Genomic DNA, 19,857 nt, shown 5'->3' on the forward strand with positions numbered 1-19,857 from the left:
CGAACTAGATTCCTTACTTTTTAAGTAGGCAAAGTGACTCTTTTGTATGTACAAAAACTAATAAATAAACAAAAATATTTTCTAACAAATAAAATTAGCCAATTCATCAATCATAATTTCAGCAATGGGCGGAATTGGCAATGATTTTACTTATGAAAACACAAATAAACTAGTACCGTTATCTAGAAATAACGCAGAATGTAAAATTCCTAAATTGATCTTTTTTAAGAAAGCTATTACTGAGAATTTAAAAGCTTATATTTTATAGCTTTTTGCTCTCAGACGTATTAATAAATTATCCAAAGCTGCATTAGCTGAAGATGTTTCGGGTAATGGGCTGGATTGATGTGCCTCCTGTAACTTATTACGCAGACGTTCATATTCTCTTTGATAAAAAGCTACATTAATATCTGACAAAACAGACTTTTCTGTACCTGCTAATTTTTGGGCGATCAAATCAGAAATATATGGTAAATCGAAAATCTCATTTAGCTTAATTAAATTAGATTCAATTACTCCTGTTTGCATCAGATTAATCCCAGTTAATAAAACTCGGTAAACATAAAGCAATGGCTTAATTCGATGCGCATGTTCTTGCTCAAAAAGTTTCCATTGGGTTGCGGCAAAACCAATATAATGGTAGCTATGGTGACGGGTAATACAATTTTTAGCAATAATTTTCAATTCCTCATGTTCAGGTGAGGTTATTAATATTAAAGGAGAATACAATTGTTCTAATACATAACCATTCTTTTTAAGTAGCATCAAAAAGAATTTTTTTACATCATGAGTTACTAAATCAATCTCTAAAGATTCGCGAACTTCTGAAACTTCAATAGTTTCATTTCTAGTCTGTAATCCCACTACTTCTTGAACTGGTAAAATATGCACACCACGCAAGTCATAATCAGAATCGGCTGAGGGAAAGCCATATAAGTGGGAACCACTGATGATGGTGAATAAAAACGGGTAAGGCTGTTGCCCAATAATTGTGTTAATAGAAGTTGGAATATTCATAATGTGCCGTTTACTTGCTTACCTCGGTTCGCCTATTTCTTTAGAACATATTCTATATAAACCAGAACACTCACTTATAGTCCAGAGTTCTCAACCCCGCGAAATGATCTCTGAGGTGGTAAATGCAGATGGTTTTGGTGTGGGTTGGTATCATAGTCAAAAAGATACCGATCCTTTTATCTACAAAAATACCCTACCTATTTGGAATGATATAAATCTACCCAGTCTCAGTCGTTACGTCGAATCAAAGTGTGTACTTGCTTATGTCCGCAGTGCTACACCAGGACAAGCCGTAGATTTTGCTAACTGTCAGCCTTTTAACCATCAACAACAGCTATTTATTCACAATGGACGAATCGAAAATTTCCGCAAAACATTACACAGAAAAATTCGCAGCACTTTAACCCAAGAATTTTACGAAAAAATTAATGGCAGTACTGACTCAGAACACATTTTTGCATTGTTACTTTCGCAAAGTCAAATTAACAAACATCGACCTCCAGAGTATGCCTTACGCACCACATTATTAACGCTTTTAGAGATGGCAAAGCGCTATCAAGTAGAAGCCTCACTCAATGTAATCTTTAGTGACGGGCATCGTTTAATAGCTTCTCGTTTTGCTACCACTTCACCGCCTCCATCTCTTTACTGGATACGAGATGATCCGACTTTCCCACAATCTGTAATTATTGCTTCTGAACCTCTATTTCTAGGTAATTGGATTGCTTGCCCAGAAAATAGCATCATTAGTGTGGGAGCAGACTGTGAGATCCAAATTGAGCAAATCTAGTGTGAAAGAGGCTATTTCTCAAGCCTTTGATAAATGTTCCTCGAAAACTTTTGCACTATTCCAGGATATGACGAAGCCACATTCTCTAGTCAACCTCATTCTGATTTCATCTGCTGTTGGCTGCTACTTGGGACATATTGTCTATATCGAGTCTTTCTCGCTGCGGGAACATAGCAATTAGACACTTACTTGCTACTATTTTAGTGAGAAAATGCTGAAAAATAGCTTTAAAGCTTGAGCTATATTGCTCAAGCATGATTTTATTAACTATGGCTATGTGTTTCACTGATTGGGGTAAAGGTCTGCTATCAAAGTAACCTATTACGCCAAGCAAACGGAGGTTTCATGTCGATATCTAAAGCTGTTAACAGCAAGGTTACTTCTCAAAGCAGCGTTGAAAAACGCTTGCAGATAGAGCGTTTGATAGGAGCAACTCAAATAGTTGCACCTAGTGCTGGGAGTGATGTAGTGAAGGGATTAACTCAAACACCTAAATCTCTACCCCCTTGTTACTTTTATGATGACCGTGGTTCCGATCTGTTTGAGCAAATCTGTGATTTACCAGAATATTATCTTACACGCACAGAAACAACAATTTTACAGCAGTATGCTAATGAAATTGCCAAGATAACTGGTGTTTGTGAATTGGTAGAACTTGGTAGTGGTAGTTCTAGTAAAACCCGAATTTTACTAGATGCCTACCAGCAACTAAGTTATCCCCTGCACTACCTACCAATTGATGTATGTGCAGGTATGTTGGAAAGTAGTGCCAAGCAGTTATTAAAAGATTATCCCTTACTCCAAGTTTATGCACTAGCGGGAACCTATGAATTAGCCCTTGCAAAACTCCTACCGACGCAATTACCCAGTCGGATGATTTGTTTTATTGGTAGCAGCTTAGGTAATCTTACCCCTGATGAGTGTGATGTGTTCTTCTCTCAAATTACCAATGCTCTAGAAGTAGGTGAGTATTTTTTATTGGGGATAGATTTACGAAAGCCAAAGCAGATTTTGGAACCAGCTTATAACGACAGCCAGGGAGTAACAGCTGCATTTAACCTCAATATGCTAGAACATTTAAATCAGCGATTTGAGGGTAACTTTGACACCACCCAGTTTGAACACCGGGCATTTTACAATGAAAGCGAGCATCAAATAGAAATGCATTTACGCAGCTTGCGATCGCAAATTGTAGAATTACGCGCTCTTAATCTTAAGCTTAATTTTGCACTAGATGAGACTATCCTCACCGAAATTTCCCGCAAATTTGACCTTAATATCATCAAACACCAACTAACCGCACAAGGTTTATTACCTCTTCATGTGTGGACAGATCCAAATCAATGGTTTGGTTTACTGCTGTGTCAGCTTGCAAGCATAAAGCAAATCAAAGTACGCCTCATATATATAGCGGTTCTCAGTTGAGTCCGATATATACCTAACAAAAACAGCACTTCCCCACAAGCGTTAGGGAGTAACACTCAAAACCTCTCTTCTAAAAGGAGAGAGGTCAAAGTATATTAGACTTCTTGCACAAATGCAAAATTTACCTACCCTGATATTCGTCCCACCCCAACAAGAGAGAACAATTAGAATCCCTCTTGCTGGGGTAGTATTTTCACTAGATTATGTACATTGTACATAACGTATGAATGCAAAATTCGCTCAACCTAAGCAAACAAACTAAATGTTTAGCTCCTAATTATTGCTGCATCGAAGGTGTGCGAAAAATTCTGCTGAATATAGGAACTCGTGGACGAGGTTTATTTGCTGTTATATTGGCATTAGTAGCAGAAGAATTATTAACTACCTCAGAAAGGAGAGGTGGTTTGCTATTAGTAGAATTGGCAAAATCAGTTAGTTTTGTAGCCGAAGGTGAACTTGAAGGTATGGAAGTAACATTCTCAGGATTTTGACTGTTGGTTTTTACCGGAGTTTGAGCTTGACATGGAGTAATGAGCAAAGTTGAACTTGTTCCTAATACCAGTATGAGCAAATGAGAAATATATTGTTGCATAGGGATTGGTAAAATGGGTTGATAAATATTCAAAGGTTAAAGAAGTTGTGTTTGTTCTTAGTTGGAAATAAAACTGCAATTTTCCAATAGAAATCATGACGCTGTTGCCCAAGAAAACTTGAACACAGCGATTTCTAAATGAATAGACTATTAATGCTTAGTACATTAATTCGCTAACAACAATCTAACCTCCCTCAATCAAGGGAAGCTAAACTCTTTTTTGTAAAAGAAAGAGAGCGGTTATTTTAATACTACTAAATCTGCTTGAAAGAGAGTTAGAAATAAATACACCGGGAATAATTGACGTTTTTTTAATCAACTAAGCCAGCACAACTATTAATATTCTAGTGATATTTAACTTATTAATAAAAGAGGAATGTTACTGAACTTTTTGATAAAAATGATTTATATAAAATCAACTCTAACTCGCATATTTAACTAATTAAAGCCAAAAGTATATGAATTTTTAATAAAACCTAAGTTTGATAAAGTAGTTTTCGTTAATAAATGCGTGTATATTTCAGCAATGTACACTAAGTTTGACTATATTAAGTAAATATTGAGAACATAAACCAATACGGTTCAGTTAAAGCTAAAAACTAAAACTGCCGTAGTAGCGTGACATACTTAAAATCTTAGGTTTCAAAAACTCACTAAAACCAAAATCCAATGATTAACAGAATTACCAACCCAATAAATTAAGCTTGCCGCGCCGCGCTAGTAGGTTGGGTTGAGGAACGAAACCCAACATTACAGCACTTCCGGCAGCTATGAGGTACATCCTCAAAGCTGAAAGCTATGATAGAAAAGGGCAAGAAGAAAAACTGTACTGTATTGCATAATAGCTGTCAGTGCTTTAACCCAAGTTTTTCTAGTCCTCTTCTAGAGGACTTGCACCATTAGACAGGGAATTCTATTCCCTGGCGGTCTGTATTGCATAATAGCTGTCAGTGCTGTATGAAGGCTTTGTTGGGTTTCGCTGTTGCTCAACCCAACCTACTATTCTTCTTAACCCAAGCGTATTGAGAATATAAACCCACAGATGATTTAGGTTTGCTCGATATGAGTTTAGCTGTAGACATCCTTAAACTACAACCCATTCCTATTAGATAAGACAGATAACAATTAATTAAAATGAGATTTTTTTGATTTATGTAAATCCATTACTCAACTAGAAGAGTTATATGCTGAGGCGCTGTTAGATTTCAACAGTCAAAGCGATGTAGTAAATTACTTAGGAAATATNTTTTTACCTCAACCTAATCTGGAAGATTAAGCTATACCTACGCAAGAGGAAAGGGGGCAGGAATTAGGGGGATATTCCTGCATCTTTCTCCCCTTCTCCTTGCTCCCCTACCTCTCTAGTCTGAATTATCAAAAAGCGTTACAGCTTCGTCCCACACTCAGCACAGAAGTTGTGGGTAGGAGCATTTTTAGCATTGCAATGGCTACAATACACTGGCTCGGATGCCGCTTTCGGCGGTTGCTTCTGCAAGCCGACCATTTGAGCGTTGCTCTTACCAGGGGCTACCATTGGATAGCAGTTTTCGTCTCTGGTGACGTGGACATTTAAGATTACTGGACCATTGTGTGCTAGCATTTCGGCGATCGCATCTTTTAATTGACTGCGATCGCTGATTACCATACCCTTAATGCCATAAGCTTTTGCCAATAACTCTACATCTGGCATCCCTACTTCCATGTCGGAGCATGAGTAACGCTCACCATAGAAGGCTTGCTGCCACTGGCGCACCATCCCTTGCCAGCCGTTGTTGATAATTATTGTCTTGACATTTATTCCATACTGTGAAATTGTTCCTAGTTCCTGCAAACACATTTGGAAACTAGCATCACCACTAATACAGATGACTTCTTCATCAGGAAAGGCCACTTTCGCGCCCATTGCCGCAGGTAAGCCAAAACCCATAGTTCCTAAACCAGCGCTAGAAATCCAGCGCCTTGGGCGNTTCTTCAGGAATTGTGCTGCCCACATTTGATGTTGTCCGACATCTGTGGTGTAGAAAGCGTTGGGTGCTTGGCTATTGACTTCTACAATAACTTCTTGGGGTGAAATGCTGTCGGGATGATGCGGCACGATGAGAGGATACTCTTCGCGCCAACGGTTAACTAAATTTAACCATTCTTGGTTTTGATTTGGTGTAGCCTTAACGCCTGTTTCTTTGCAGCGACGCAACAAGTCTACTAACACATTCCGCACATCGCCGACAATGGGCACTTCGGGAATGCGGTTTTTGCCAACTTCTGCGGGATCGATGTCGATGTGAATTACTTTGGCGCGGGAAGCGAATTCGTCTAATTTACCTGTAACGCGATCGTCAAATCTAGCGCCGACGCAAATCAGCAAGTCACAATCACTAACGGCAAAGTTAGCGTAAGCTGTGCCGTGCATTCCCAACATTCCCAAAGCTAGGGGATGATGTTCGTCAAATGCACCGATCCCCATTAAGGTTGTGGTGACAGGGATATCGAATAATTCAGCTAGTTGTTTAACTTCTTCATGGGCACCAGATGCGATCGCACCACCACCGACATACAATAAGGGACGGCGGCTTTCAGTAATCAACTGAATCGCGGCATTAATTTGTCGGGGATTTCCCTTCACCGTGGGACGATAACCGCGTAGCTTTACTGAACCTGGTTTTACAGGTACATAGTCAAATTCTTCTAAAGCTACATCTTTGGGGACATCAATCAAAACTGGCCCCGGACGCCCAGTGCTAGCGATATGGAAGGCTTCGGCGACAATTCGCGCCATATCTTTAGGGTCACGCACTACATAAGAGTGCTTGACGATTGGTAGGGTAATCCCGTAAATATCAGTTTCCTGAAACGCATCTGTACCAATCGATGCACGTGCTACCTGTCCTGTAACCACAATCATCGGGATTGAATCCATGTAGGCGGTGGCGATGCCTGTTACCAAGTTAGTTGCTCCTGGCCCAGAAGTACCAAAGCATACTCCTACTTTGCCTGTAGCACGGGCATAACCATCAGCGGCGTGGGCTGCGCCTTGCTCGTGTCTCACGAGAATGTGCTTCATAGCACCAGTTGCTTCCACCTTATACAGGTCATCGTAAATTGGGAGAATTGCCCCACCAGGATAACCAAAAATATAATCAACGCCGTGGCGATGAAGGCTGTCAAGCAGAGCAAAACCGCCAGATGCTCGTTTGGGCAAGGCTGGCGGGCTAGAGGCACGAGACTGTTTGTGATTCTCGGTTTGTGGGAGACTAATTGGGGAAAGCGATCGCACGGTCAAACCTCAGACTATAGCTAAAGTTAATGCTGAATTCTGTAGTTAAGATTTCATTTTAATTGAAAACTTCAATCAAAATCTTATTAATTTTTATATTAAATATAAATCTAGATTATTAGCCTACATTAATTAAATTACGTTTTGCAAGACTTTGCGGGTATTTTGCCAAGCCCAAACACCGACAACTACGACAACAATACTCATTGCTACAAGCACAGTTCGCAAGCCCAGAACATCAGTTAATGGCCCAGTAATAGCCAGAGGTAAGGCCAGAGCGATGTTGACGGCATGATTTTGAAAGCCAAATACTTTACCGAGCATGGTAGATGGTGTTTGCTGTTGAATTAAAGTTTGCATGGGTACGCCAATTAGGGAAGCACCTACACCCAAAAATGCACACAGTCCCAGCGCCAGTAATAAGTTGTGCGTAAAAGTGAACACCCCTAAAACTAGTGCAATTATCAAAAATCCAATTAAAGGTAGGGGTTTATGATGCAATTTATCACCCCAGTGGCCTAAAATCGCTGCACCAAATACCATACCCACACTCAGCTGCTGCCAAGAAAAAGCCAAACTGTTTTTCTTTTAAACCAAACTCCTCGGCTAATTGAATTGTCAGCACCGTTAAGGCTGCAAATACACAATATAAAGTTGTCAGTTGCAGCATGGCATTCAATATCAAACGGTTTTTCTTGAGATACCGCAGGCTCTCAGTAAATTCAGCCCAAGGGTTATTTGATGCTTGATGTTCTTGGTGGGGTTTGGGTTCTTTAAACTTAATTGGCTGCATGATCGCAGCCGATAATATGTATAATCCACCAACTACAATCTCTTGACCGTATTGTTCTCCCATCAAGCTTTTCGACAAACTCAGAATCGGCTCACCGATTGCAAAGCCAACAATTAAAGCTCCCATCATCGTGCTGCTAAACAGCGCATTGGCTGCCAACAAATTCTCTCGCTTCACCAACAAGGGAATCGCTGCTTGTTCGGCTGGTGCAAAAAACTGCGTCACTGTAGAAATGGCAAAAGTCAGGATTAATAGAATCAGGAATTCTCGTGGCAATAAGGGAAGACACAGCGTTAATATTCCCCGCACGACATCTGAGCCAACCATAATCAGCTTTTTTGGGAAGCGGTCAACAAAGATACCACCAGCAGAGCCGAACAAAATTGCTGGTATTGTAAACGACAGCATTAAGGTTGAGTACATCGAATTTTGTGCCAACCCAGGAAGCGGTGAGTAGTTCTCCAGCAGAGCAATCATCAAAACAAAGAAGACCTTATCTGCTAACTGGGACACCAATTGCCCAATCCACAGGAGCATAAAACCACGATTTTTTAGCAGTGCGCCAAAGCCGTTATTAACAGCAGCTAGGTTCAGTTGGAAACATTAGATACTTTCTTGGGGTAGATGGGGATAGGGTATGGGGATAGGGTATAGGGCATAGGGTATAGTTTTTCTTGGCTGTCTTCTGTCACCTGTAACCTGTTCCCTTCATCACTCCTCACTCCTAACTCCTGTTTACTTACTCCATTGTCCGGATTAATTTGCTTCATAGTGCTCTAACAGCATAAGCAAAAACTCAGTTGCTGTCAGACGACCTTTGGGTGGAATAATCTCAATAGACGAATCTACCCAACAGCCTTGTACAGTTTGGGGAGATTTCCAAATGGACAAATGATCGACTGATGGCTCTGCATAAAAGTTATTTTGCCCACTGCCTAGCAAAGATGAACTCCAATGGGTGAAATAATCATGGCTCATCCGATGAATAGGAAAATTACCCTGTAGTGGTACTCCCCATCCATCTATAGCAATAAACGCTTTGACACGACCACCCAAGAGTTGCCACAAATGTGCTGCCCCTATTGCCCCAACTACGCCAGCACTAAAGCTTATGAATATAATTGGTGATTCTAGAGAGTCGGTCAAGCAATACCTGCGTTGAGCTACGCTAACGCGCAAAAACTGCAAAATGTGCAATGCTGATAAAACCAAAACATCTTCGCCCGGATAAATAAATATATTTACTGAGTTGAGTGCGATCGCACTATTAGAAACTAAATCTAACAATCCGACTCTAAAGCTTTCAGTTAACTTTGGCTCATGAATTCCAGGGCAAATAATTATAATCATCTATTACAGGAAATAAATAACAAGTTAGAAGAAAGCCACAACCAATTGCAAGAGGAAAAAAATTAATCGAGTCCACTTTTTCGCAACTCCAGGAAATAGCCCTGCAACGTCACAGAGTTGGAATATTGGCTAGAAAAGAAAATTGTTGAAGTGGTGAAGAAGTTAACTCAAGAGGGAGCATTGAGCGTACCTATTTCCGTTCCCACTGCAACTATAGCGAAAGTCTCACCACCTAAAGAAGAGATTGACTGGCAAGCCAAGACCGATGCCAAGGTATGGGTGAGTAAAGCGCCCTTGGCAGCTCTAGAAAAAATCCGTAGGTCTTANCAAGCTGTCTGTCTTTACAATGACTCCGTGGCAAAATGTGTAATTCCAAATTTTGCCTCAATTGCGGAATCCATTAGAGAAAGCTTGTAATATCAGTAGAATCTGATGCTTATAGGTGAGGTAGTACATGGAACCACTAACTGCGGGTGCGATCGCAACTCTGGCCTTGAAAACAGTTTTTGGCAAGACAATTGAGAAGCTGACAGAAGTAACTTTAGCAAAGATAAATGTGCTACGTAACAAGATTTGGAACAAGCTTCAAGGTAAGGAAGAGGCAGCAACAGCTTTTGTAAAGGCAGAAAAAGGGTCAAAGGTTGATTTGGATTGGGTAGTTAGTTACTTACAAGAGGTAATGAAATCTGACACAAGTTTTGCTACAGAAGTAGAAAAATTAGCCTCAGAGATTCAGCAAGAAATAAATATTGGACAGATCAAAGGTCAAAACGTCCAAAATGTGTATGGTGGAGAGGCGCAACAAAATAACGCCAATAATAATTCAGGCACAATTTATCAAGGTAACAATACGATACATAATACTAATTGAGTGATGTCGTCCTCTGGGGAAGGGACAAAGTTAAATCCCCCAAATAATCTTGTATTTCATGGTAATGCCAATTTTGTAGGACGAGAGGATGATCTGGGTCAACTAAGTGAAAAGTTGATAAAACCGTCCACAGGAGGAATTCTTGCTGTGTCAGGTATGGCAGGGGTGGGCAAAACCGAATTAGCAAGACAGTATGCACGACAATATGAAGCAAATTATCCTGGTGGTATTTGTTGGCTTTCAATGAGAGGAGCAAATTTAGCCGCAGATATTTTTAAGTTTGCTAAGTCGTCTATGAATTTAGATGTACAAAAAGAGTTGAAGGAGAAAAATCTTAATCTTAAAGATCAGATACTGTGGTTTTGGGCTAATTGGAAACCTGTAGAAGGCTTGGTGTTGATAATACTTGATGATGTCACAGATTGGACAAGTTGTAGAGGGCTACTGCCAACAAGTAATCGTTTTAGAATATTAATGACAACTCGCCAGCGACGGTTGGAAACTAGCTTTGCAGAAATATCGCTAGATGTACTCTCAGAAAAGGATGCTTTAAAACTGTTGGCAAGCGTGCTGGTTAAAGAAGACCTACGAGTGAAACGAAAATCACCAGAAGCAAAACGTTTATGTGCATGGCTAGGTTACTTACCATTAGGGTTGGAATTAGTAGGGCGATATTTAGTGCAAGACCCTGATTTGTCTTTAACAGATGTGTTAACGCTACTAAAAACTCAGAGTTTGCAAGATAACGTCATTGATCTATCAGAGAAGGTATTGCAGAATACTGAAATGACCGCCAAGCGAGGCGTAAAAGCAGCATTTCAATTAAGTTGGCAAGAACTAAATCCTGCTACGCAGCGTGTAGGTGAATTGTTAAGCTTGTTTGCACCAGAGCAAATTTTTTGGACATTAGTACAGTCAATTAGTAAGTCACTTTCTTGGGGAGAATCTGATGTAGTTGAGGCAAAAAAGCAACTTTACAAGTTTAATTTTATTCAATCGTTAAAAGACACTAATTATAAAATACATCCTTTAATACGGGAGTTTTTAAAAGTCAAGTTAGCAGACTCAGAACAAACTAATAATTTGAAACAGGCTTTTATAAAAACATTAGTAGAAAGTGCCCAAATAATCCTTGGCTCCCCAAGTCAAGAAGAAGATATTAAATTAGTCAAAAATTCTATACCCCATCTGGCAGAAGTGGCAGAACATCTGGAAACAATGGTGATTGACAAAGATTTACTTTGGGTGTTTCAGGGGTTGGGCAAATTTTATTCTGATCAAGGGTTATATGAATCGGCAAAGGTTTGGTATGAGAAGTGCGTGTCAGTATTAGAATCACGTTTGGGAAAAGAACATCTTGATGTTGCTACCAGTTACAATAATCTAGCCGTACTCTATCGTAACCAAGGAAAATACATGGAGGCGGAAAATCTGTATAACGAAGCATTAAATATATACAAAAGGCTGTCAGGAGATCACAATTTTAATATCGCCACATGTAACAACAATTTAGGACTTGTTTGTTTAAATCAAGGAAAGTACAACGAAGCGCAACTATTTTATCAACAAGCATTAAAACTAAAAAAACATAAATTGGGAGAAAATCATATAGATATCGCTAACTGTTACGACAATCTAGGAATAATCTATCGTTATTTAGGAAAGTATAGCGAAGCGGAACTTTACTTTAACCAAGGATTAGAATTAAGCGAAAGGCTATCGATAGATGGCATTTTCCCTAAGACACAAATCGATAAGATTAAGGCACAAATCTACAACGATCTGGCTCTTCTGTATTTAGATAAAAAACAGTACAAGGAAGCTGAGGATTTGATTAAAAAATGTCTAGAATTAACAAAACAACTTTACGGGGAAAATCATATTTATACCGCCACCAATAACAACAATCTGGCTTCACTATACCATGATCAAGGACGATACACGGAGGCAGAAAACCTGTATCAAAAAGCATTAAAAGTCAGAAAAAAGATGCTCGGAGAAGACCATCCTGATGTTGCCATTACTTACTCTAATCTGGCTTCACTTTACCACGATCAAGGGAAATACACAGAGGCGGAAAATCTCCATACAAAAGCACTAAAAATAAGAGAACCGCGGCTGAGACAAGACCATCCCGATATTGCTAAGAGTTACAATGGTCTGGCTGAAGTTTACCGTAAACAAAGACGGTACACGGATGCGAAACGAGAGTATGAAAAAGCTTTAACGATTTGTAAACAACAGTTAGGGGTAGATCATCCAACAACAACGCAATTCCAAAAAAATTATAATGATTTTTTAAAAGAGTCCAATGAGAAAAATCACAATTATTCTTTAATAAATGCTGCCTCTTTATTTTTTGTGGAATCATTTATTCTTTGTAAGTTCCGTTTAGTAAGATTTTTATGCTGCTTATAGTGATTATCTGAATACATAGAACTAGAATCTATTGCAGTATTCCAGTCAATGCGCCAATTGAGGTAGCCCACTATTTGATTAGCTGTATTTTTGATTGGCACTGTGATAAATTCCTGATCAAAAAAGACAGATACTCTCTTAAAATAAGAAGGTACATGATAATACTCCGAAACAGCATCTGGCACCAATGCTAAGAACATACGATTAGCCGTTAAAACACGCGTTTCTTTCGCTGTTAGAATAGGCATTTCTTTTACAGAATTTGCTGATACAGATGGTGCTGAAACAAAAATAGTTGTTAAGGCAAAAAAACCAGCAAAAAAACGTTTGTTTAACATTTAAACTTCTCCTATTTAGTAAGTTGATATTTACTACACCCACTAACTTAACTATTTCGGAAAAGTTGTTGCCTTTTTATATCTTCTTGAACTGGTGGTAGACAAAACTTAAATTGGTAACTGGAGGCTGGGAGCGATCACACCGAAAGAATGAAAGCGCTGTAGCTAATTAAATGTCATTGACAAAGCCCTGCAACAGATAAAAACAGCGCTCATCGGGGTTATGCCTAAATAAAAATTAAAAATCTTGTATGTCTTGTATGTCTTTTGATGTATTATCTTGATTTTCCCACCTATCCTATCCCCCTGGATGGGATAATAAGTTACAAGTAGGGAAAATGTGCAAACTATTCCCTAACTTTATATTTCTCTGCACTCTGGTTATATTGAGGAACTAATTGTGGTTGCCACGCCGGAAAAAGTACAACACACCCACGAGCATCTATCAGGTAAAGACCGTGTAGCCGTATTGCTTATGGGCTACGGCGAAGTCGAAAGCTACGAAGATTTCGCCAACTATAACGAACAGGCTTTAAATCTACTGACAGCAAAATTCGCACCAGTACCAACCTGGATTTATCCGCCTCTGGCAAAGCTTTTGGCGCTATTTGACCGCCATGAGTGGGGACACACACACCACGATTTTATCTCCCCACACAACGCCATCTTTGAACAGCAGCGGGCTGGGATTGAGAAGAATTTACAAGAAAAATGGGGCGATAAGGTTCAAGTTTTCAAGGCTTTCAACTTCTGCGCCCCTTTTCTACCCAATCAAGTCTTAGCGGAAATCAAAAACCAAGGTTTCGATAAGCTATTAATCTACCCTTTGCTGGTTGTTGATTCTATATTTACCAGTGGTATTGCGATCGAGCAAGTTAACAATGCTCTCGTTGAGTTGACTGATGGTGAAGAACACTGGGTTAAAGCACAACGCTACATTCCTTCTTTCTTCAACGAACCAGCCTACATCGATTTAATGGCTCATCTAGTTGAAGAGAAAATTGCTGAGTTAGCCGGAGCTTATCTACCTTCTCAAATCGGTATTGTCTTAATGAATCACGGCTGTCCTCATAAAGCTAAAGGCTTTACTTCTGGGATTGCCGAAAGTGAAGCAATGTACGACTTGGTTCGGGATAAGTTGATTAACCGCTATCCGTTAATCTCCGTGGGTTGGCTCAATCATGACACACCCCTAATTGATTGGACGCAGCCAAATGCAGAGCAAGCTGCTAATAACCTGATTCAATTGGGTGCGAAAGTAGTGATCTTTATGCCAATTGGCTTTGCCACAGAAAACCACGAAACTCTATTGGATGTACACCATATCATCCATGCTTTAGAGAAACAGCATCCTGGTACGAATTACGTGCAAATGGCTTGTGTCAACGATCGCCCAGAATTCTTGGCAATGGTGGCGCAATGGGCTGATACTCATATAGCAGAGTTGTTATCAGAACAAAGTGTGGCAGTGAATCCTCAACTCGCAGGGGATCACCATCATCACCACCACCATCATTAATTTTTGAGTTTACGAGGGTGGGCAAAGCTAGACCCACCCTACAATTAATTTACGCCCCGCAGCTTGCGAGTATTATCAACTAAACTCTGAGCAAATTGATCGAATCTTTGAGAGAGCTTCTCATCTACGAGTTTGCCTTCAGGACTGAAAGCACCCCAAGCTTGTCCGATCGCAATTTGTTCAGGGATAGACCAACAATGCACCCATCTGGTAATTAACCGTAGTTCGTTTAGAGCGTTGCTATTAGACTGACCACCCAAAACACTAATAAATCCTGCTACTTTATCAGACAGTTGGTCAAAGCTCATTAAATCCAGGGCGTTTTTCAGGACACCACTAACGCCACCATGATACTCAGGTGTCGCTAAAATTAACCCATCAGCCTGACTAACTGTTTCTTGCAACCGCTGAACATCTGGATACTCTGGATACTCCTTTGCGCCAGTGCAAAATGGTAGCTGCAACTGCCGTAAATCGAGAATTTCTACCTCTGCACCTACAGCCTCAACTCTTTGCGCTGCGACTTCTAAAGCAAGCTGGGTATAAGAGTTGGGTCTTAAGCTACCACCAATACCAATAATTTTCACCATAATTAACCCATAAACTATTAACTAGCTACTATCGTCAGATTTGTAAAAAGCGGAATCGTTATGACTATGTTTATCTTAGCGATTTGTGCTGGAATGTGTCAAATTAATATCTACTGGGGATTGGGGACTGGAAAAGCAGGGGAGCAGCACTTCGGCTACGCTCAGTGACCGAGGAGCAGAGGAGCAAGGAAGAAGTAGGAGTAAGTTTTCCCCTATCTGCGCACCTTTGCCTCTTGTGCCCAATGTCTAGTCTTAACAACTGCAAAAATCTAGATAACGATCGCTCAACTTTATGTAATAGCCTGAAGAAACTTGGGAATGCTTTTGTGAGGAAGTTAGACTAGATAAGAAAAGTGTAATTTCCAGTTATTACAATTTTTGATAGAAGAATAGGCATAAAACCAGCGCTTAACTTGTGCCAGCAGACAAAGGGTAATTATTATGACAAATTCGGGAAAAAAAGCATTGATAAAAAGGCAGTCTTCAAAGCGCGTTGCTTGGGTTGGTGCAATTGCTGCTAGTTTGATTATGTTGCCAGGAATTTTCGGAAGTACTCCTGTCATGGCACAAAAAGCAGAAACCGCCTCGCTAAATTATGGTGATTTGATCAAGAAAGTGAAGGCGGGAGAAGTCGAGAAAGTAGAGCTTGACGAAACCGAACAGCTAGCAAAGGTTTATCTCAAGGGACAAAAAGATAATACACCACCGCAACAGGTGAGACTTTTGGCGCAAAACACTGAGTTAATTAACATTCTCAAAGATAAGAATGTGGATTTTGGCGAAGTTTCCTCTGCGAATAGTCGAGCAGCTGTTGGACTGTTGATTAATTTGATGTGGATTTTGCCACTAGTGGCTTTAATGCTCTTGTTCCTCCGGCGCTCTACTAATGCTTCTAGCCAAGCGATGAATTTCGGTAAATCCAAAGCTCGCTTCCAAATGGAGGCAAAAACTGGAGTGAAATTTGAAGATGTCGCCGGGGTTGAAGAAGCTAAAGAAGAACTCGAAGAAGTTGTGACTTTCCTGAAACAGCCAGAAAGATTTACTGCTGTAGGCGCACGGATTCCCAAAGGTGTGCTGTTAATTGGCCCTCCTGGTACTGGTAAAACTTTACTAGCAAAAGCGATCGCAGGTGAAGCAGGTGTACCATTCTTCAGTATTTCCGGTTCAGAATTTGTAGAAATGTTCGTTGGCGTAGGTGCATCTCGCGTGCGCGACCTTTTCAAGAAAGCCAAAGAGAATGCCCCTTGTCTAATATTTATCGATGAAATTGACGCAGTAGGTAGACAACGGGGTGCTGGGATCGGTGGTGGTAACGACGAGCGCGAACAAACCCTCAACCAACTGCTCACCGAAATGGATGGTTTTGAAGGTAACACAGGTATCATTATTATTGCTGCCACAAACCGCCCAGATGTTTTAGATACAGCATTACTCAGACCAGGACGCTTTGACAGACAAGTGATGGTCGATCCACCCGATCTTAAAGGGCGACTAGAAATTTTGAAAGTCCACGCCCGGAATAAGAAAATCGATCCTAGCGTATCATTAGAAGCGATCGCTCGCCGCACTCCTGGTTTTACTGGTGCAGATTTAGCTAACTTACTCAACGAAGCCGCTATTCTCACCGCTAGAAGACGTAAAGAAGCCGTCACTCTTTTAGAAATTGATGCTGCTGTAGACCGAGTTGTTGCAGGTATGGAAGGTACCGCCTTAGTAGACAGCAAGAGCAAGCGCTTAATTGCCTATCATGAAGTTGGACACGCTTTAGTAGGCACATTACTCAAAGACCACGATCCTGTACAGAAAGTGACATTAATTCCACGAGGACAAGCACTGGGATTAACTTGGTTTACTCCCAACGAAGAACAGGGGTTAATTTCTCGTTCCCAGCTCAAATCCCGGATTACTGCTACTTTGGGTGGTCGCGCCGCCGAGGAAATCGTTTTTGGTAAGCCAGAAGTTACCACAGGTGCAAGCAATGACCTGCAACACGTGACAGGGATGGCGCGGCAGATGGTGACACGCTTCGGGATGTCAGAATTAGGCCCATTGTCCTTGGAAAATCAGAGTGGAGAGGTATTTTTAGGACGCGACTGGATGAATAAATCAGACTATTCTGAGGAAATTGCTGCCAAAATTGATTCACAAGTGCGCGAAATTGTTAGCAATTCCTACATTAAGGCCAAAGAACTTTTGGAAGAAAACCGCATAGTTTTGGAGCGTTTAGTAGATTTGCTAGCAGAACAGGAAACAATTGAAGGTGATGTATTCCGCAAAATTGTTGCCGATCATGTTCAGGTAGCCGATGAACAATTGGCTGTACCTCATTAAAAATATGAGTGATAAATAATGTAGAGATGTAGCACTGCTACGTCTCTACAAGGGTTCTGGATGATGCATCTTTAATTTCACCAGATGTCTATTAAGGAACAGGTAAAAGTCAATATAGACTACTGAAAATCCAAAGGTTAAGATTCCCGACTTCTTCAAAAAGTCGGGAATTGTGTTGTCAAAAAACTCAGAATGCTACCTCAGCCTTCCCAGAAAGTAGCACAGATAAAGTCTTGTCACTGTAAAGCTTAAGCTATTGTATTATATATACCCAAAAAATGTACTACAAGTAAACATAAACATCATGAAATATAGATATTGGGCAAGTTATCTGCTTGCTACTTTAGCATTTCTGCCCTTCGAGCCTGTAAGCATGACTCAGGTTTTGGCAACATCAGTTTATCAACTGGCACAAGCAAAATCTGCTTACACCCAATATATGCAGCTTGGTTATAACGAAACCAAACGGAGAAACTATAGAAAAGCTTTATTGAATTTTCAGCAAGCAGAGCGGCTACGTCCTGGAGATAGATATGCTACTTCTGCAATTAGAAATGTTACAAGTTACATTCAACGCGGTAGAAATCGTATCGCCTTTGTCCCAGGTAGACCTGGTAGAGTAAGGTCAGCTGGAACACGGGGAAGTTGCTTTCAAACTGGACAATATCTGATTCCCCTGACACCGACAGATAAGGAAGCTCAACGCACCACATCAGAGCGTCCCACATTCTTTTTCTACGTTCCTCAAACCTCGACAACAGTACAAGCACTAGAATTTGTTTTGCGCGACGGTGATAGCATCGACCCATTATATAAGGGAACTTTCAAACCTGTTGGGCAGAATGGTATTGTTAGTGTAAATGTACCTGTAAATCAGCCATCTCTACAAATCGGTAAAGAATATAATTGGACTTTTTCGATGATTTGCGATCCTAATAACCGCGATAAAGACTCTTATATAGAAGGTACAATTGTGCGATCGCAAGATGAAAACCTATCCCTTCAGCTAAACCAACCAAACACAGATTTGGATCGCGCAGTTTTATTTGCAACGGCTGGATTTTGGGAAGATTCTCTAAGAACTTTAGCTAATTTACGCCGCCAACGTCCTAACGATCCCGAAGTTCAGAAATATTGGGAAGATTTGTTGAATTCAGTAGACATTAAAGAAGTTGTAAACAAGCCTTTCTTGCCCTGTTGTACTGTTCAAAAATAAATTAATCATTACTTACAAGACTTCTGCCAATTTACGAGGGTTCAACGCCCGTAGAAACGGGATGAATACGACCTAAAGTAGCAAGCCTGGCAAAAATCTGGGTTAATAAAATAGGCTCAGGGATTTCGGGAAGCATTTTTAACATTTCATGGACAGATCGAAAACCACGATAGTAATACCAATTCTGTATGAAGATGCGCTAAAATATGAGATGGGTGCATCTGGTTAAAGCGTTATGGGTATGAGATTGGTTATTGAGATTAAAGAGAGCGACGTTTAATTACTGCAAAAGGAATCAAACCTTTAGAACACAGCCAGTGGCGTCATGAGGATTTTTATTTATACGGTGTCGTAGAACCGCTTAGGAATGAGAATTAAATAACATCGACTTTTGTATGTTGGGTTGAGGCACGAAACCCAACGCTCTAGAGATTTTGGGTTTCGCAGACTCAACCCAACCGACTAGCGCAGCAAGGTTAAAATATTGGGTAAAAAACAATCGGTTAATTAGTCTCTTTTTCTTCTCTCGTGCACTCTGCGTCCCTGCTGCTTAAACCCAACATTTTAGTGTGGACGTGCTACTACACAGGTTATTAAATCCACGATCCTTAGTGGCTATAGCTTTTTCTACGAGTTTCCCTACCTTAATGCTGATTGTTTTCAACACTTTTTGGAATTAGTGTCTGCTGAGCTTGGTGATGATATCGCGGTTATCCAGTTTGATCAAGGATCGTTTCACAAAGCCAAAACTCTTAACTACCCTGATAACATTATCCCGATTTTTCAACCTCCTCACTCTCCGAAACTCAATCCCATTGAGCGGTTTTGGGAACTTCTCAAATCAAAACTCCAATGGGAAAACTGTAAAACCCTTGCACAATTACAGCAGAAGTTAACTGATGTCCTCAAAGCAATTACACCTGAGATGATTGCTTCAGTGACTTCCTACGACTTTATCCTTGAAGCTCTATTTAGCGCAGCTTCATAAATAATTGGTATTAGCACCTTCTCCAAAAAAGAACTTTAACAAAAAACTGGCAACGCAATAATCAGTATTTCGGGCGTTGCCAGTAAAGAAGTTTTCGCCTGCGGTGGGCGATACACCATCGCAAAAAGTCTTGCTCAAGAATTGTAATAATATTTAATATGAGTCTAGGTTGTGTAATTTAGATTAACTATTGCAGAGAAATTCTCTCAGACTGAGTAAAATGACAAATACAACGAGGCAACTATTTTATAGATTAGTTACCCTAGAACTGGAGACTATGTTTTCAGTCCTGAGTTACTTCTGTATTTTGCCTCTGAGGCATACCAATTTAGACCACACCAAATC

The 19,857-nt window shown here is 40.3% G+C and carries 14 protein-coding genes and 2 pseudogenes; 9 read left to right on the forward strand and 7 right to left on the reverse strand.

Annotated features, from left to right (window positions below; all coding sequences use genetic code 11):
• Positions 1 to 255 precede the first annotated feature (255 nt).
• A complete protein-coding gene (locus QUD05_RS23935; RefSeq protein WP_289798276.1) occupies positions 256 to 1,017 on the reverse strand; it encodes a nucleotidyltransferase domain-containing protein in 762 nt (253 codons plus the stop codon).
• Between the two features lies 1 nt (position 1,018).
• On the opposite strand from QUD05_RS23935, the gene egtC reads away from it, so the two are divergent.
• From egtC to QUD05_RS23950, 3 genes are all read left to right on the forward strand, one after another.
• Positions 1,019 to 1,807: an ergothioneine biosynthesis protein EgtC gene (gene egtC, locus QUD05_RS23940; protein WP_289798277.1), complete on the forward strand. Its 789-nt coding sequence runs from the start codon at positions 1,019 to 1,021 to the stop codon at positions 1,805 to 1,807.
• Positions 1,808 to 2,152: 345 nt separating this feature from the next.
• Positions 2,153 to 3,232: an L-histidine N(alpha)-methyltransferase gene (egtD, locus tag QUD05_RS23945; RefSeq protein WP_289798278.1), complete on the forward strand. Its 1,080-nt coding sequence runs from the start codon at positions 2,153 to 2,155 to the stop codon at positions 3,230 to 3,232.
• A 227-nt stretch (positions 3,233 to 3,459) separates the two neighbouring features.
• A complete protein-coding gene (locus tag QUD05_RS23950) occupies positions 3,460 to 3,723 on the forward strand; it encodes a hypothetical protein (RefSeq protein ID WP_289798279.1) in 264 nt (87 codons plus the stop codon).
• A 1,485-nt stretch (positions 3,724 to 5,208) separates the two neighbouring features.
• Here QUD05_RS23950 and ilvB read toward each other — a convergent pair.
• From ilvB to QUD05_RS23965, 3 genes and pseudogenes are all read right to left on the reverse strand, one after another.
• A complete protein-coding gene (gene ilvB / locus QUD05_RS23955; protein WP_289798280.1) occupies positions 5,209 to 7,104 on the reverse strand; it encodes a biosynthetic-type acetolactate synthase large subunit in 1,896 nt (631 codons plus the stop codon).
• 126 nt (positions 7,105 to 7,230) lie between these two features.
• Positions 7,231 to 8,495, reverse strand: a pseudogene (locus QUD05_RS23960) (MFS transporter).
• Positions 8,496 to 8,647: 152 nt separating this feature from the next.
• Positions 8,648 to 9,241 carry a hypothetical protein gene (locus QUD05_RS23965; protein ID WP_289798281.1) on the reverse strand — a complete coding sequence of 198 codons (594 nt, stop codon included), beginning with the start codon at positions 9,239 to 9,241 and terminating at the stop codon, positions 8,648 to 8,650.
• Between the two features lie 454 nt (positions 9,242 to 9,695).
• Between QUD05_RS23965 and QUD05_RS23970 the strand changes: the two genes are divergently transcribed.
• Both QUD05_RS23970 and QUD05_RS23975 read left to right on the forward strand, forming a co-directional pair.
• Complete coding sequence (locus QUD05_RS23970) at positions 9,696 to 10,112, forward strand: hypothetical protein (protein WP_289798282.1); 417 nt, start codon at positions 9,696 to 9,698, stop codon at positions 10,110 to 10,112.
• A 3-nt stretch (positions 10,113 to 10,115) separates the two neighbouring features.
• A complete protein-coding gene (locus tag QUD05_RS23975; protein ID WP_289798283.1) occupies positions 10,116 to 12,530 on the forward strand; it encodes a tetratricopeptide repeat protein in 2,415 nt (804 codons plus the stop codon).
• Here the strand turns inward: QUD05_RS23975 and QUD05_RS23980 are convergent.
• Positions 12,440 to 12,868, reverse strand: a complete 429-nt coding sequence (locus QUD05_RS23980) for a hypothetical protein (RefSeq protein WP_289798284.1) — start codon at positions 12,866 to 12,868, stop codon at positions 12,440 to 12,442. The two genes, QUD05_RS23975 and QUD05_RS23980, sit on opposite strands and share 91 nt — an antisense overlap.
• A 400-nt stretch (positions 12,869 to 13,268) precedes the next feature.
• Here QUD05_RS23980 and QUD05_RS23985 point away from each other — a divergent pair, with 400 nt between their 5' ends.
• The gene (locus tag QUD05_RS23985) at positions 13,269 to 14,387 is read left to right on the forward strand and encodes a ferrochelatase (RefSeq protein ID WP_289798285.1); all 1,119 of its coding nucleotides are present in this window, start codon (positions 13,269 to 13,271) and stop codon (positions 14,385 to 14,387) included.
• Positions 14,388 to 14,431: 44 nt separating this feature from the next.
• Here the strand turns inward: QUD05_RS23985 and QUD05_RS23990 are convergent, their stop codons facing one another.
• Positions 14,432 to 14,977, reverse strand: a complete 546-nt coding sequence (locus QUD05_RS23990; RefSeq protein WP_094353353.1) for an NADPH-dependent FMN reductase — start codon at positions 14,975 to 14,977, stop codon at positions 14,432 to 14,434.
• A 441-nt stretch (positions 14,978 to 15,418) separates the two neighbouring features.
• On the opposite strand from QUD05_RS23990, the gene ftsH reads away from it, so the two are divergent.
• Together ftsH and QUD05_RS24000 are read left to right on the forward strand one after the other, a co-directional pair.
• Entirely contained in the window at positions 15,419 to 17,308 is a 1,890-nt protein-coding gene (gene ftsH, locus QUD05_RS23995; RefSeq protein ID WP_289798286.1) for an ATP-dependent zinc metalloprotease FtsH, read from the forward strand.
• 304 nt (positions 17,309 to 17,612) lie between these two features.
• The gene (locus QUD05_RS24000) at positions 17,613 to 18,524 is read left to right on the forward strand and encodes a DUF928 domain-containing protein (RefSeq protein WP_289798287.1); all 912 of its coding nucleotides are present in this window, start codon (positions 17,613 to 17,615) and stop codon (positions 18,522 to 18,524) included.
• 31 nt (positions 18,525 to 18,555) lie between these two features.
• Here QUD05_RS24000 and QUD05_RS24005 read toward each other — a convergent pair.
• Positions 18,556 to 18,699: pseudogene (locus QUD05_RS24005) on the reverse strand (IS4 family transposase); the annotation flags it as partial.
• A 429-nt stretch (positions 18,700 to 19,128) separates the two neighbouring features.
• On the opposite strand from QUD05_RS24005, the gene QUD05_RS24010 reads away from it, so the two are divergent.
• A complete protein-coding gene (locus QUD05_RS24010; RefSeq protein WP_289800063.1) occupies positions 19,129 to 19,512 on the forward strand; it encodes a transposase in 384 nt (127 codons plus the stop codon).
• Positions 19,513 to 19,857: the final 345 nt, after the last annotated feature.

It is taken from the genome of Nostoc sp. GT001 (assembly GCF_030382115.1).
Taxonomy (GTDB): Bacteria; Cyanobacteriota; Cyanobacteriia; order Cyanobacteriales; family Nostocaceae; genus Nostoc.

What these genes read in the sequence shown, in the direction of transcription:
- egtC (WP_289798277.1), top strand. Translation starts at nt 1,019, where the DNA reads ATGTGCCGTTTACTTGCTTACCTCGGTTCGCCTATTTCTTTAGAACAT.
- egtD (WP_289798278.1), top strand. Translation starts at nt 2,153, where the DNA reads ATGTCGATATCTAAAGCTGTTAACAGCAAGGTTACTTCTCAAAGCAGC.
- QUD05_RS23950 (WP_289798279.1), top strand. Translation starts at nt 3,460, where the DNA reads ATGCAAAATTCGCTCAACCTAAGCAAACAAACTAAATGTTTAGCTCCT.
- QUD05_RS23970 (WP_289798282.1), top strand. Translation starts at nt 9,696, where the DNA reads ATGGAACCACTAACTGCGGGTGCGATCGCAACTCTGGCCTTGAAAACA.
- QUD05_RS23990 (WP_094353353.1), bottom strand. Translation starts at nt 14,977, where the DNA reads ATGGTGAAAATTATTGGTATTGGTGGTAGCTTAAGACCCAACTCTTAT.
- QUD05_RS23965 (WP_289798281.1), bottom strand. Translation starts at nt 9,241, where the DNA reads ATGATTATAATTATTTGCCCTGGAATTCATGAGCCAAAGTTAACTGAA.
- QUD05_RS23935 (WP_289798276.1), bottom strand. Translation starts at nt 1,017, where the DNA reads ATGAATATTCCAACTTCTATTAACACAATTATTGGGCAACAGCCTTAC.
- QUD05_RS23975 (WP_289798283.1), top strand. Translation starts at nt 10,116, where the DNA reads ATGTCGTCCTCTGGGGAAGGGACAAAGTTAAATCCCCCAAATAATCTT.
- ftsH (WP_289798286.1), top strand. Translation starts at nt 15,419, where the DNA reads ATGACAAATTCGGGAAAAAAAGCATTGATAAAAAGGCAGTCTTCAAAG.
- QUD05_RS23980 (WP_289798284.1), bottom strand. Translation starts at nt 12,868, where the DNA reads ATGTTAAACAAACGTTTTTTTGCTGGTTTTTTTGCCTTAACAACTATT.
- QUD05_RS24000 (WP_289798287.1), top strand. Translation starts at nt 17,613, where the DNA reads ATGAAATATAGATATTGGGCAAGTTATCTGCTTGCTACTTTAGCATTT.